At 45.3% G+C, this 14907-nt stretch carries 13 protein-coding genes; 3 read left to right on the top strand and 10 right to left on the bottom strand.

The window, feature by feature from the left end:
- Nucleotides 1–183 precede the first annotated feature (183 nt).
- The 5 genes from H8S63_RS02715 to H8S63_RS02695 form a co-directional block, all read right to left on the bottom strand.
- A complete protein-coding gene (locus H8S63_RS02715; RefSeq protein WP_186925655.1) occupies nt 184–1332 on the bottom strand; it encodes an LA_2272 family surface repeat-containing protein in 1149 nt (382 codons plus the stop codon).
- A complete protein-coding gene (locus H8S63_RS02710; protein ID WP_186925654.1) occupies nt 1329–2987 on the bottom strand; it encodes an AMP-binding protein in 1659 nt (552 codons plus the stop codon). Before H8S63_RS02710 ends, H8S63_RS02715 begins: the two co-directional genes overlap by 4 nt.
- A 232-nt stretch (nt 2988–3219) precedes the next feature.
- Entirely contained in the window at nt 3220–4290 is a 1071-nt protein-coding gene (locus H8S63_RS02705) for a GDP-L-fucose synthase (protein ID WP_007753932.1), read from the bottom strand.
- A gap of 100 nt (nt 4291–4390) precedes the next feature.
- Entirely contained in the window at nt 4391–5461 is a 1071-nt protein-coding gene (gene gmd / locus H8S63_RS02700) for a GDP-mannose 4,6-dehydratase (protein WP_007753935.1), read from the bottom strand.
- A gap of 76 nt (nt 5462–5537) precedes the next feature.
- Nucleotides 5538–6722: a dicarboxylate/amino acid:cation symporter gene (locus H8S63_RS02695; RefSeq protein WP_186925653.1), complete on the bottom strand. Its 1185-nt coding sequence runs from the start codon at nt 6720–6722 to the stop codon at nt 5538–5540.
- A 110-nt stretch (nt 6723–6832) separates the two neighbouring features.
- On the opposite strand from H8S63_RS02695, the gene gnd reads away from it, so the two are divergent.
- The 3 genes from gnd to pgl are packed head-to-tail and all read left to right on the top strand — an operon-like array spanning nt 6833 to nt 10579.
- Nucleotides 6833–8308, top strand: a complete 1476-nt coding sequence (gene gnd, locus H8S63_RS02690) for a decarboxylating NADP(+)-dependent phosphogluconate dehydrogenase (RefSeq protein ID WP_022275002.1) — start codon at nt 6833–6835, stop codon at nt 8306–8308.
- Nucleotides 8309–8366: 58 nt separating this feature from the next.
- Nucleotides 8367–9863, top strand: coding sequence for a glucose-6-phosphate dehydrogenase (gene zwf / locus H8S63_RS02685; protein WP_007753944.1), 1497 nt, complete (start codon nt 8367–8369; stop codon nt 9861–9863).
- A complete protein-coding gene (pgl, locus tag H8S63_RS02680) occupies nt 9860–10579 on the top strand; it encodes a 6-phosphogluconolactonase (protein ID WP_186925652.1) in 720 nt (239 codons plus the stop codon). The genes zwf and pgl overlap by 4 nt, the downstream gene beginning before the upstream one ends.
- Nucleotides 10580–10598: 19 nt before the next feature.
- Here the strand turns inward: pgl and H8S63_RS02675 are convergent, their stop codons facing one another.
- The 5 genes from H8S63_RS02675 to H8S63_RS02655 all read right to left on the bottom strand — a co-directional run bounded on the left by H8S63_RS02675 (nt 10599) and on the right by H8S63_RS02655 (nt 14899).
- Entirely contained in the window at nt 10599–10811 is a 213-nt protein-coding gene (locus H8S63_RS02675) for a hypothetical protein (RefSeq protein WP_007753948.1), read from the bottom strand.
- Nucleotides 10812–11073: 262 nt separating this feature from the next.
- Complete coding sequence (locus H8S63_RS02670) at nt 11074–11772, bottom strand: LytTR family DNA-binding domain-containing protein (protein ID WP_022275003.1); 699 nt, start codon at nt 11770–11772, stop codon at nt 11074–11076.
- A 45-nt stretch (nt 11773–11817) separates the two neighbouring features.
- Nucleotides 11818–12879 carry a sensor histidine kinase gene (locus tag H8S63_RS02665; protein ID WP_186925651.1) on the bottom strand — a complete coding sequence of 354 codons (1062 nt, stop codon included), beginning with the start codon at nt 12877–12879 and terminating at the stop codon, nt 11818–11820.
- A gap of 18 nt (nt 12880–12897) precedes the next feature.
- Nucleotides 12898–14118, bottom strand: coding sequence for an ABC transporter permease (locus H8S63_RS02660; protein ID WP_055279717.1), 1221 nt, complete (start codon nt 14116–14118; stop codon nt 12898–12900).
- Nucleotides 14119–14152: 34 nt separating this feature from the next.
- Entirely contained in the window at nt 14153–14899 is a 747-nt protein-coding gene (locus tag H8S63_RS02655) for an ABC transporter ATP-binding protein (RefSeq protein ID WP_007753972.1), read from the bottom strand.
- Nucleotides 14900–14907 lie beyond the last annotated feature (8 nt).

Here is a 14907-nt window from a genome sequence, read left to right as displayed (position 1 = left end):
TTCTTTGCCATGTGACATTCAATAATTTTCAGTGCAACGAGTGGTTCGTTCCACAGTTATTATCTTTTCGTTCCACAGTTGTTTCCCTTTCGTTCCATATTTGTGGAACGAAAGGGAAACAACTGTGGAACGAAATGCTTTTAGTAAAGCAAGAGAATAAATGCTATATATGCAGGATTTATATTAGAAAAGGACAATGCCTGCCTCTATAATCGCTCCTTTATCGTAATTGCCGGATTTATTATAGAATCTGGTTAGGCCATAACCGCCCGTTGCGAAGATACCGAATTTCTTGGTTAGCTGATATTCCAGATTAGCGCGTGCTTGTAGCGCATATAGACGTCCGGGAATCACTTCATCCTTATTGTCGAAAGTTTCGATATGCTGATAACCTAAGTCGCCGCTAATGGATAATCCTTTATAGATAGGAAAAGATAATCCTGCACGATAGGAAGCGCTCGCCGAAAACTTATCATTTAATCCCTGATACATAGATCCGGCTCCAAGAATCGTATAAAACAACTGATTCTTGAAACGTACCCCGATATTGGCAGGAGTCACATTCCCCCCGTATACCATCATCTGTACTTTGGTGTCGGGATTGGCATTAACCAGTCCCAGCTGGAAACCTTTCAAGTCTTCCCTATAGTAATTGACCAGACCGATCTGAAGGCCGCGAACTTGTGTGGCATAGTTGCACAATGCCATTTGAACTCCACGTAGCTGTGTCCCGGTTATGTTGGCGATACCTGCTATCTGCAGGCCATTCATATTTTCACCTACCACATTCAGAAGACCGGAAGTAATCATGCCGTTGAAACTCTGTCCGGTGATATTCGCCGCACCGGAAAACTGTAAGCCTGAAGCCATATTCCCGGTAACATTCATAAAACCGCTCATCATAACTCCTGCGGTGTTATCTCCACCGATACCAGTCAGTCCGGATATAACCACCCCCCGTGTCCCGTCTCCGGTAATATTTACCAGTCCGGCTGCGGAGAGTCCGATCGTATTGTTACCGCTGATATTGCTTATACCTGCTATCTGCACGCCTCGCATTGTCCCACCGGCCAGGTTAGCCAGTCCTGTAATCTGTACACCGTTCATATCTCCATGAACAACACTTCCCAGCGCATTGATGCCTACACCATTCAGGCGATTCATAGTAGACAAAAGACCGATATTCACATAAGTCGTCTGTGTACTGTCATACGGTTGCGTACAAATATCTTTCCAGATAGAAAGATTAATACCGGCACTTTTGTTCTGTGCAGGCAGACAAACGGCAGCCATCAGTATAGCTGCCGTGAGTATTGTTTTCTTCATTTTCATCCTTTAGCCTCCTGATACAAGTATCGTTTGATACTCTTCTTCGGTGTCTTTTCAAACTCTTCCGGGTATATCTTCATCTTTGAAATCTGGCTGTACGTCGGTAACATGGCATTCAATGCCACCCGGTTTTCTTCCATCACCCGCTCGATGTCTTCATTCTTCAGACCGTGTGCGAAAGCGTCGTCGAAATCCGGATAAACCAAACCGACAAGTTTCTCATTCTGCTGAACGATAATGCTTTCGGATACATACGGCAGATTGTTTAATTTATCTTCTATCTCTTCCGGATAGATATTCTGTCCACTGGCGCCCAACAGAAGGTTCTTGCTACGTCCTTTGATGGTAACATTTCCTTCGGCATCCATCAAAGCCAGATCACCGGTATGCAGCCAACCGTCTTTGTCGATCACTTCTCTGGTAGCTTCCTCATTCTTGTAGTATCCCAGCATTACGTTAGGACCCTTACAAACGATTTCGCCAACGATATTTTCCGGGTCGGAGGAAAGGACCTGTACATCCATACGGGGTACGGCTTTTCCGCAAGAACCCGGTTTGAACCTTCTCCAGTCTTCGTAACAGATGATCGGACCGCATTCCGTCATTCCATATCCTACGGTATAAGGGAAATCGATCATTTTCAGGAACTGTTCAACCTCCTGATTGAAAGCGGCACCTCCTACGATTACCGCCTTAAATTCTCCTCCGAACGCCTTAATCATCTCTTCGCGTACCGTAGCTTTAATCTTATCGTTGATGATAGGCACTTTCAGCAAAATCTTCATTGCCGGAGTTTCCAGTTTCGGAAGTACACTCTTCTTGATAATCTTTTCGATGATAAGCGGAACAGCGACAATCAGATTCGGTTTTACCTCTTCGAAAGCCTGGAAGATTATCTTCGGACTAGGCATACGGGTCAGGAAGTAGATGTGGCAACCGACGGAAAATTCATAAAGGAATTCGAATGCCAGACCATACATATGCGCCATCGGAAGCATAGATACAATCTTGTCTCCAGCCTTCAAGTCGAGTACTTCGTAGGCAAACTTCGTATTTGACCACAAACTGCGGTAGGGGAGCATAACCCCTTTTGAGTAGCTCGTTGTTCCCGAAGTATAATTGATGACAGCCAGCTCCTCCGGCTCGTCTTTATGATAAGCGACGTGTTCTTTACGGAAGTTTTTAGGGAATTTCTTGCCGAACATCTCGTTCAGATGCTCGCGGGCGTATGTCAGGCGTTCGCTGCGTGAAACTAGCAAAGTGAAGTCATTCATCATCAGAATACCTTCCAATAGAGGCATTGCCGACTCGTTCAGGTTTTCCCATACCATATCGCCTACAAGCAGTAATTTCGCTTCGGAATGGTTGACGATATTGTGGACGTTGTCCGCCTTAAATTCATGAAGAATAGGGACGATAACCGCTCCGTATGTCAATGTGGCGAGGAACGTCACACCCCAATGCGAACTGTTTCTTCCGCAAACGGCAATCTTGTCTCCCTTGCGGATTCCGCTTTCCTCGAAAATGATATGGAGTTTCTCTATTTTGCGAGCTACGTCTTTATACTGTAAGGTGGCGCCCTTATAATCGGTCAGGGCATCCAGATCCCAATTATTCTTGATACTATTCTCAATGTAAGCTATAAAACTTTGTTCCATTGTTTTTTGCACATTTGATATTAAATTGTGCAAATATAGCAATTAAATTAAGAATGAAGAATTAAGAGGGAAGAATTTTTGAAAATGGGGGAAGGGTGATGTAGTGAGATTGCGACAGGCTGGTAGAAGGAAAGATTATGGTGATAGCTAATTTCATTATGCTATAATAAAAAAATATGCTATAAGCAAAACAAATTCTGCTTATAGCATATTGACGGATTCTTGGAATTCCCTATTTCAAGTACCATTCGTACATTCTTTGTACGCCTTCCTCGATTTCAATTTTGTGGTGCCACCCCAAAGAGTGCAGTTTCGAAGGATCGGTCAGCTTGCGCATAGTGCCGTCCGGTTTGCTGCTGTCGAAGGTCAGTTTACCTTGATAGCCGACAGTTTCTACAATGCGTTCAGCCAGTTGGCGGATAGTGATTTCCTTTCCCGTGCCGATATTGATATGGCAGTTGCGGATGTCCTTGTCGCCTTCCTTATACGTGTCTTTGAAGTCCACATGTTCCATGACGAATACACTTGCATCAGCCATTTCCTCGCTCCAAAGAAACTCGCGAAGCGGAGTACCTGTACCCCAAAGAGTGACTTCCGTTTCGCTGATTCCGTATTTTTGCAGAATAGCTAGAATTTCTTCTTTCGGACTGTCTCCGTTGACACCTTCTACCGGACGCAGGTTCATATCCTTGCGTACAGCTTCCCAGTTACCCTCTTTCAGGCAATGTGCCAGATGGATTTTCCGGATCATGGCAGGCAGTACATGGCTACGTTCCAAATCGAAATTATCATTCGGACCGTAGAGATTTGTCGGCATGACAGCGATATAATTCGTGCCATATTGCAGGTTGAAACTTTCGCACATCTTCAATCCGGCGATTTTGGCGATTGCATACGGCTCGTTGGTATATTCCAGCGGAGAAGTAAGCAATACATCTTCTTTCATCGGCTGTTCCGCATCACGCGGATAAATGCACGTGCTGCCTAAGAACAGCAGTTTCTTCACATTATGGCGGAAGCTCTCACCGATTACATTCTGTTGAATCTGCAGATTCTTGTAGATAAAGTCAGCACGGTAGATACTGTTTGCCATGATACCACCTACGAAAGCAGCGGCAAGGAAAACATATTCCGGCTGTTCTTCATCGAAGAATTTACGGACAGCTACGCCATCCAATAGATCGAGTTCCTTGTGGGTGCGGCCTACCAGATTGGTATATCCTTTATCCTGCAAATTTTTCCAGATAGCAGATCCCACAAGACCGTGATGTCCTGCTACATATATCTTTGCATTCTTTTCCATTCTATCTTTTATTTGTTCACTACAGAGGACACAGAGGACACGGAGGATTTTATGTTTTCCTCTGTGCCCTCCGTGTCCTCTGTGGTGAAATGAAATTCATTTAATGTTTGGTAGCAATCATTCGTTTTACTTTCTCCATATCGTGGCGTACCATGATACTTACCAGTTCTTCAAATGAAGTCTTGCGCGGATTCCAGTTCAGCAAAGTCTTAGCTTTTGTGGGGTCACCAAGTAGTTGTTCAACTTCCGATGGACGGAAATATTTAGGATCTACTTCTACCAAAGCCTTTCCGGTAGCCACGTCAATGCCTTTCTCGTTCACGCCTTCACCTTCCCAACGAAGTTCGATACCGGCTTCTTTGAATGCCAATGTCGCAAATTCGCGCACGGTGTGCATCTCGCCGGTAGCAATCACGAAGTCTTCCGGAACGTCATGCTGCAGAATCAGCCACATACATTCCACGTAATCTTTGGCATATCCCCAGTCGCGGCGTGCATCCAGATTACCCAGATATAGTTTGTCTTGTTCACCTTGTGCGATACGTGCGGCAGCCAGAGAAATTTTACGGGTAACGAAAGTCTCGCCGCGACGTTCGCTCTCGTGGTTGAACAGAATACCGTTTACGGCAAACATACCGTAGCTTTCACGATAATTCTTGGTAATCCAGAAACCATATTGTTTGGCTACCCCATACGGAGAACGGGGATAGAACGGAGTTGTCTCTTTCTGTGGAACTTCCTGCACTTTACCGAACAATTCGGAAGTGGAAGCCTGATAGATGCGGGTTTTCTTTTCCAATCCCAGAATGCGTACAGCTTCGAGCATACGCAACGTACCGACAGCATCCGCCTCGGCTGTGTATTCCGGAACATCGAATGAAACTTTCACGTGGCTTTGAGCAGCGAGATTGTAGATTTCATCCGGTTGCACCTGTTGAATGATTCGGATTAACGAACTAGAATCTGTCATATCCCCATAATGCAGATTGATCGTACGTTTCTGTTTCATGTCGCGTACCCACTCGTCAAAATACAAATGTTCAATACGTCCGGTATTGAACGAAGAAGAACGACGGAGAATACCGTGCACTTCATAACCTTTTTGCAATAGAAACTCGGCAAGATAAGAACCATCCTGCCCGGTAATGCCTGATATTAGGGCTTTTTTCATACGCTATTATTTAATAAATCAAAAATATGGGTGCAAATGTCGGTATTTTTTGTGACCCATGCAAGCCACATTCTATTTATTTTTCAGCATGGTTATTCAGCACAGTTTTTCCCATCATTTTGTCGATAATCAGTGCGATAGCTCCGTCACCGGTCACATTGCAGGCCGTCCCGAAACTATCCATAGCGATGTAAAGAGCAATCATCAATGCCTGTGCCGATTCATCGAAACCCAACATGGATTGCAAGATTCCCAAAGATGCCATGATGGCTCCGCCCGGAACTCCCGGTGCGGCTACCATCGTGATTCCCAGCATGAAGATAAAACCGGCAAAGAGTGGGAAGTCGAACGGCATTCCCTGCATCATCATCAGTGCCAGAGCACAGGCTACGATTTTCAGTGTACTTCCCGACAGATGGATTGTGGCGCACAACGGAATCACAAAACCGGCTATATCCGCCGAAACACCATTCTTTTTCGTCTGTTCCAGTGTCACGGGAATAGTGGCAGCCGATGATTGTGTGCCCAATGCCGTGAAATAGGCAGGCATCATCTTCCCCAATAGTTTGAACGGATTTTTGTGTACAAACAGCGCTGCGATAGAATACTGAAAGACCAGCAGGAAGATATGCAAAATGAAAATGACTCCGATAATCTTGATAAATACCATCAGAATGGAGTACACCTGTCCCGAATGAGTCATATTCAAGAAGATGCCGAAGATATAAAGCGGAAGCAAGGGGAGAATTACCGCACTGATCATACGGACGATGATTGCCTGAAAATCCCGTGCTACGTTTTTCAGAGCATCGCTGTTCAGCGAAGCCAATCCCAATCCTAATGTGAAAGCGAGAACCAAAGCTGTCATTACGTTCATCAATGGAGGAATGGAAACGGAGAAATAAGGAAGAATTCCTTTTGCCTCGCTCACTTCCTCAAGCGGCACGCCCGGTTCAATCAATGACGGGAATACCGTGACTCCGGTGAAGTAAGAGAGGAACCCCGAGAACAGGGTGGCGAAATAAGAGATAAGAGCGGTGACGAGCAACATCTTTCCTGCGCCTTTACCGATGTCGGCAATAGCCACAGTGACCAATCCGACGATAATCAACGGAATGGAGAAATTAAGAAATTCACTGAAAATGCCGTTGAATGTTACAAATATCCGGACAAGAGGAGCCGGGAAAAAAGTGCCGATGGCGATGCCTAGAATAATAGCGATAATAATGCGGGCTAATAAACCGATTTTGATTTTCTTCATCCTTGTTTCTATATAGTTAATTGCAAAAATAATATTTTAATCTAAATATAGCGAACAAATGTCTGTTTCAATTGTTACTATGGTAACCAATATTACAAAATATACAAGTTATGGCAAATCAGAATAAAACAGATATCGGACTTATAGGCTTGGCTGTAATGGGCGAGAATCTTGCTTTGAACATGGAGAGTAAAGGATGGAATGTATCGGTTTATAACCGTACCGTTCCGGGAGTTGAAGAAGGAGTGGTGGATCGTTTCATGAACGGACGTGCGAAGGGCAAAAACATTGAAGGATTCACAGATATAAAGGACTTTGTAGATTCAATCGCTACTCCCCGTAAAATAATGATGATGGTTCGTGCCGGGAGTCCGGTAGACGAACTGATGGAACAGCTTTTTCCTCTGCTTTCACCCGGAGATATTCTTATCGATGGAGGTAACTCCAATTACGAAGATACCAACCGTCGTGTCAAACTGGCCGAGTCGAAAGGTTTTCTTTTCGTCGGCAGCGGTGTGTCCGGTGGTGAAGAGGGAGCTTTGAACGGAGCGTCTATTATGCCCGGCGGCTCGGAAAAAGCATGGCCGGAAGTGAAACCTATTCTTCAAAGCATTGCGGCGAAAGCGTCTGACGGCACTCCTTGTTGTCAGTGGGTAGGGCCTGCGGGATCCGGTCACTTTGTAAAGATGATCCATAACGGTATCGAATATGGTGATATGCAGTTGATTGCCGAAGCATATTGGGTGATGAAAAACCTGCTCGACTTGAATAATGAAGAGATGGCAGATGCCTTTTCCCGTTGGAATGAGGGCAAACTCCGCAGTTACCTTATCGAGATAACAGCCAACATCTTGCGTCATAAAGACAAGACCGGAGGTTATCTTATTGATAAGATTTTGGATGCGGCCGGACAGAAAGGAACCGGCAAATGGTCGGTTATCAACGCTATGGAGCTCGGGATGCCGTTGGGACTGATTGCCACTGCGGTGTTTGAGCGCAGTCTTTCCGCACAAAAGGAATTACGCCATCAAGCTTCCCACCAATTCCCGCGCCAACATACACAACCTATATATAATAAGGTGGAGCTCGTGAAGGATATCTTCTCTGCCCTTTATGCTTCCAAACTCGTCTCATACGCTCAAGGATTTGCCGTGCTGCAACGTGCTTCCGATACATTCGGCTGGCAGCTCGATCTGGCTTCCATCGCCCGTATGTGGCGTGGCGGATGCATCATCCGCAGTATTTTCCTGAACGATATTGCCGCTGCCTTCGAAGCCACCGACAAGCCCAAACACTTGTTGATGGCTCCTTATTTCAGGGAAGAAATGAAGGCGTCACTCTCCGGATGGAAGAGCCTTGTAGCCGAAGCCATGAAAGAAGAACTTCCTGTTCCCGCTTTCTCTTCTGCCTTGAATTACTTCTATTCGCTTACTTCTGCCGATCTGCCCGCTAATATGGTGCAGGCACAGCGCGATTATTTCGGTGCGCACACCTTTGAGCGTAAAGACGAACTGCGCGGACAGTTCTTCCACGAAAACTGGACAGGACATGGCGGTGACACGAAATCGGGCACATATAATGTGTAAGTAGGATGTCTTTCGGAGTAATAAGACTATTTTATGAATTAAGAAATAAAAAGCGACAATGGATAAATTCGCAATGATAATTTTTGGCGCCTCAGGCGACCTTACCAAACGTAAGTTGATGCCTGCCCTTTACTCGCTCTTCCGTGAAAAGCGGTTAACAGGTGATTTTCATATACTGGGTATCGGACGTACGATTTATTCTGACGAGGATTATCGCTCGTATATATCAGGTGAACTTCGGACTTTCGTGAAATCCGAAGAACAGGATGCGGCACTGATGGAGGCTTTCATCTCGCATCTGTGTTACTTGCCCATGGATCCGGCAAAGGAAGAAGGATATGCCATGCTCCGCCAACGTCTGGTAGAGTTGACCAATGAGGTGGATCCGGATAATCTGCTGTTCTACCTTGCCACTCCGCCTTCACTTTACGGTGTTGTTCCCTTGCATCTGAAAGCTGCAGGACTGAATACTCCCCATTCGCGTATCATCGTTGAAAAACCTTTCGGTTACGACCTCGAATCGGCACGTGAATTGAATAAAATTTATGCTTCTGTTTTCGAAGAACATCAGATTTACCGTATTGACCATTTTCTCGGTAAAGAGACAGCGCAAAATGTGTTGGCTTTCCGTTTTGCCAATGGTATTTTCGAGCCTCTTTGGAACAGGAATTATATTGACTACGTAGAAATTACCGCTGTAGAGAATCTGGGAATCGAGCAACGTGGCGGATTCTACGAAACGGCGGGAGCTTTGCGGGATATGGTACAGAATCATTTGATTCAGCTTGTAGCTCTTACTGCTATGGAACCTCCTGCTATCTTCAATGCGGATAACTTCCGTAATGAGGTGGTGAAAGTATATGAGTCTCTGACACCGCTGAATGAAGAAGATTTGAATGAGCATATTGTGCGCGGGCAATATACCTCTTCCGGTACTAAAAAAGGATATCGTGAAGAGAAAGGGGTAGCTCCCGACTCGCGTACGGAAACATACATTGCCATGAAGCTGGGTATCAGTAACTGGCGTTGGAGCGGTGTTCCGTTTTACATCCGTACCGGCAAGCAAATGCCGACTAAAGTGACGGAAATCGTGGTTCATTTCCGCGAGACACCTCATCAGATGTTCCGTTGTTCAGGTGGCAATTGCCCACGTGCGAATAAATTGATTCTTCGTTTGCAACCGAATGAAGGAATTGTGCTCAAGATAGGCATGAAAGTGCCTGGTGCGGGCTTTGAAGTCCGTCAGGTGACAATGGATTTCAGTTATGCCCAGTTGGGTGGAGTGCCGAGTGGTGACGCTTACGCACGTCTGATAGACGATTGCATTCAGGGCGATCCGACTTTATTCACCCGGAGTGACGCCGTGGAGGCTTCATGGACATTCTTCGATCCGGTACTTCGCTATTGGAAAGAGAATCCCGACGCACCGCTTTACGGTTATCCGGTCGGTACGTGGGGACCTTTGGAAAGTGAAGCGATGATGCATGAGCACGGGGCTGACTGGACCAATCCTTGTAAGAATTTGACGAATACAGACCAATATTGTGAATTATGAAAGTAACTGTTTTTCCCTCGTCCATTGAAACTTCACGTGGACTGATACTCCGTCTGGTGGAAATCATGAATAATGAACCGGACAGAATATTCAATATCGCAGTTAGCGGCGGCAGTACTCCTGCTCTAATGTTCGATTTGTGGGCGAACGAATATATGGAAACTACCCCCTGGAATCGTATGTGTATTTATTGGGTAGACGAACGCTGTGTTCCCCCCGATGATTCGGACAGCAATTACGGAATGATGCGTAATCTACTTTTAGGAATGGCTCCCATTCCTTATGAGAATGTCTTTCGTATTCGTGGTGAAGTCAAACCGGTGAAAGAAGCGGCCCGTTATTCGGAGTTGGTCAAGCAACAAGTACCGTCCAAGCAGGGATGGCCAGAGTTTGATATTATACTGTTGGGTGCAGGAGACGATGGTCATACTTCCTCCATTTTCCCCGGACAAGAAGAACTGTTGACTTCCGCTTCTGTTTATGTAGTCAGTATTAATCCCCGTAACGGGCAGAAGCGCATCGCAATGACCGGTTATCCGATATTGAATGCCCGTCACGTTATTTTCCTGATAACCGGAAAGGGTAAAGCTGATGTGGTAGAAGAAATCTGCCAGTCGGGAGATGTAGGGCCCGCAGCCTATGTAGCTCATCATGCGCAGAATGTGGAACTGTTTATAGATGAAGGAGCTGCGCTATACATTGGCGACCGTAAATAATAAAGAGTTCGGAGGAGAGTTACACTTTTGTAATCTCCTCCACGATGTATTTATCTTCTACTTTTTTACAAGTACATACAAAGTACTCCGGGTGCTTCAAGGCTCCTTGCAAAGTATCAGGAAGAATGATCTCTTTGGTTCGCCTGTCTACTGCTACCATTGCATACAAGATACCTTCACTTTTGCACTTCTCAATAAGTGCACTTTTTAATTCCTCTACGTTAAATTCCATTTATGTGAGATTTTATTGTTGCAAAGTTATGGAAATTATGAATATTTTGTGCAATAATATTCTTATAATGTAAAAATAGCTCCCTAGTTCGTCCGCTGACGAGGGAGCTATTTAACACAAAAACTAAACTAGACTTAACTAAACTATTCTATTCTTGGAATTTCACAATTCCTTTCTGTTCGTTGCAAAGGTAGGGATAAAACAGGTTTTGGCAAACTATAATCGACAAAAATCTCGTTTTTACCGATAAAATAGGGAATCATCAACTTCTTTCATCAAGGAATGCTTGGAAAACCTGTTTGTAACTGTCACTGATGGGGATGTATGTTTTGTCAAAAACAATGCGTCCACGATCTATTACACGTATCTTATCCTTTTGAACGATGAAAGAGCGATGCACACGTATAAAACGGCTGGAAGGCAAAAGTTCTTCCATCGCTTTCATACTCATAAGGGACAGTATTGGTTTGGAGGCGTCTTCCGTATAGATTTTAATGTAATCTTTTAATCCTTCGATATACATGATTTTCTTTAATTCCACTTGTACCAATTTGTAGTCACTTTTTACAAAAATACTGTCTATCTCTTCTGGCTTCTGAACCAGTTCGAACCATTGAAGCGCTTTGTTGGCTGCCTGTAGGAAGTCGATGTATGAAATCGGCTTTAATAGATAGTCAAGTGCGTTGACACGATAGCCATCGATGGCATACTGTCCAAAGGCGGTAGTGAATACGATACGGGTACGGGAATCCACCATTTTTGAGAATTCCAGTCCGTTAAGTTCGGGCATTTGGATATCCAGAAACAAGAGGTCAACTTCCTCGCCAGGCAATTCTTTCATTGCCTGAACAGCGCTGGAGTATTTTCCTACGAGTTGTAGAAACGGGGTTTTGTTTGCATAACTTTCCAAAAGGCCGATAGCCAAAGGCTCATCATCTACGATTGCACAACGTAATACCATACTACTATTCTATTAATATAAAATTCTATACTTAATGTTTTCTCTCTACTCTTTGATCTTAATGCTCAATTTTGATTCGTAACACTTCCCGTCCCGTGAAGTGCCTTTCGACCAAGTGTAAGCCCCCGGATAAAGTATCTCCAGCCGTCGGCTGACTTGTTCTAACCCCACGCCCGAACCACTTTTATCCCACACTTCCTTGGGGAAATTACTATTGCGGATTTCGCAGATCACTTCTTGGTCGTTCTCGGAAATATGAATGTGGATGAAACTAGCTTCGGTAGGGGAGATACCGTGCTTGAAGGCATTTTCTATCAATGAAATAAAGATTAGCGGGGCGATCAGTGTCTGGCAGTTTGGGTGAATATCGAATTGAGTACTCATCTGTACATTAGCCGACAGGCGGATACGCATCAGTTCGATATAGTTACGGATGAAATCAACCTCTTTACAGAGCGGGACATACGTCTGCTGATTGTCATATAATACGTATCGAAGCAATTTGCTCAGTTCCTGCACAGCTTGTTGAGCTTTGTCCGAATCGAATGCGATTAAAGCATAAATATTATTCAGAGTATTCAACAAAAAGTGAGGGTTCAACTGATTACGCAGATTTTTCAGTTCGGCTTCCGTGCGATTCCGTTCCGCTTCCTTGCGGGTAGCCTCGTTTTGCGTCCATCGTGCGCTCATACGGATAGCGGCACTCAATCCGATAGTGAAAACAAGGCTTAGCATATCTCGCAGGAAAAACAACCATCCCGGAGGCATACCCGGACGTCTGGGCTTGTTCTCAAATGACGGATCGAATGTCAGACTTTGCCAGAGATGAAGCAGTATCCCGATGATACACAACAAGATAATGTTGTAGACAATATATCTTTTTGATTGATTCTGAAAAAGATATCGGGGGACCAGAAAGAAGTAATTGACGTAGAACACAATCATAAAAGAAAGCGGTACGGCAAAATGGCGTATATAAGCCATCCAGTTAATGTTCCCGTTTCCGCGTTCTACGAAAAAGAACGGGAAACCGAACATAATCCCCCAGCTGATAATGTGTATCAGTATCTCCAGGGGACGACGTGCGGATGTAAAGGTTTGTTTCATAAAGACAAAGATAGCTCTTTATTCGTATCTGATAGCTTCAATCGGGTCTAAATCTGCTGCTTTTTTGGCAGGATACCATCCAAAGAAGACTCCGGTGACGGTACAGACGGCAAAAGAGAGGAATACACTCCACGGCTGGATATAGATAGGCCAATGCGCCACGCTTTTGACTATCCAACTGGCTCCGCAGCCGATGACCACTCCGATGATTCCTCCTGTGATACTGATCATGATGGCTTCGATAAGGAATTGGCTCAGAATGTCGATTCCTCGTGCGCCGACCGACATTCGCAGACCGATTTCACGGGTTCGTTCCGTGACGGATACATACATGATATTCATAATTCCGATACCGCCTACAACCAATGAGATGCCGGCAATACAAGCAAGCAGGGTGGTCATTAAATCGGTGGTAGAGTTGAGCATTGTACTCAATTCCTGTTGTGTACGAATGGTGAAATCATCATCGTCAGAGGTCTTCAACTTATGATTGCGACGAAGAATCGTGCTGATTTCATCCGTAGCGTATTCTGTCATATCTTCGGTGAGGGCGGAGGCGAAGATACCTTGCAGATAGGTAACGGCAAGCAGACGTTTCATCACCGTTGTGTAGGGAGCAAGTACTACTGCATCCTGATCCTGTCCCATAGAATTGTATCCTTTCGACTTGAGCACACCTACCACTCGGAAAGGGATCTTGCTAAAACGGATAATTTTTCCCACCGGATCGCTTCCGTCGGGAAAAAGATTGTCTACTATTGTCTTTCCTATCACGCATACTTTTGCCGAGCTTTGTATGTCGGCTTCCGTGAACATCTCACCGTTCTCCACCGTTAATTGGCGGATCTCGAGATATTCCGTTCCAACCCCGTTCACGGAGGCAGGATAGTTGTTGTTGCCGGCAATAAGCTGCCCCGATGAAGAGACATTGGGGCTGATGGCTGACAGGAAATTGGTCTCGTCACGCAAAGCCTCGTAGTCGGTGAGCTTTAACGTTTGCATGGCAGACGGATCTTGGCGCACACCTCCACGCATATCGGCTCCGGGATGAATCATAATCATGTTCGATCCCATTTCGGAAATCTGTTGCTGGATACTTTTCTTCGAACCTTGTCCGATGGCAAGCATCGTGATGACGGAAGCGACACCGATGATAATACCGAGCATGGTGAGAAATGCACGCAATTTGTTGTTTGCCAATGCGCGGAGAGCTATCTTGAATAAATTGGTTCCATTCATGTTGTTAGTAATTAGTTATTTCGTTAAACGCGGTCTATCCTTCTTCGTCATTTTTTGGTAATGCAGCCAATGCTTCAGCAGCGGATAGAATTTCCGGATTAGCGGTATCCTCTATGACATGACCGTCGCGCAGGCGGATATTCCGGCTGCTATATTGCGCAATCTCCGGATTATGCGTTACGAAGATGATGGTGCGTCCTTCCGCATGAAGCTTTTGAAAGAGGACAAGTATCTCAAATGAGGTACGGGTGTCGAGGTTTCCGGTTGCTTCATCGGCAAGAATCACAGCCGGATTGTTGACCAATGCGCGTGCAATGGCCACCCGCTGCATTTGCCCACCGGACATCTGGTTTGATTTGTGTTCCAGACGGTCACCTAATCCTACGGCCTGCAGAGATTCGATGGCACGGCGACGGCGTTCGGCGGCACTGACAGAAGAGTTGTACATAAGTGGCAGTTCTACGTTTTCTACAGCCGTTGTTTTGGGCAACAAGTTATAGTTTTGGAACACGAATCCGATTTTCCTGTTCCGCAAGACCGCACGTTGAGGCTTGCTCATAGTGCGGACGGGGATGTCGCTGAGCAGATATTCACCGCTCGTCGGAGTATCCAGGCAACCCAGAATATTCAGTAACGTAGATTTTCCCGAACCGGAAGTACCCATGATAGTGACAAACTCCCCTTCGTGAATGGTGAACGAAACACCTCGTAACGCATGGACGGTTTCATCACCTACCTGAAAGTTACGCTTGATATTTTGTATTTCAATTACTTTCTTCATGGTGTTTG

Source organism: Bacteroides sp. NSJ-39 (genome assembly GCF_014287315.1).
In the GTDB taxonomy this organism is placed as follows: domain Bacteria; phylum Bacteroidota; class Bacteroidia; order Bacteroidales; family Bacteroidaceae; genus Bacteroides; species Bacteroides finegoldii.
The sequence above is the reverse complement of the archived record's forward strand: the minus strand, read 5'-3'. Positions and strand labels throughout refer to the sequence as shown.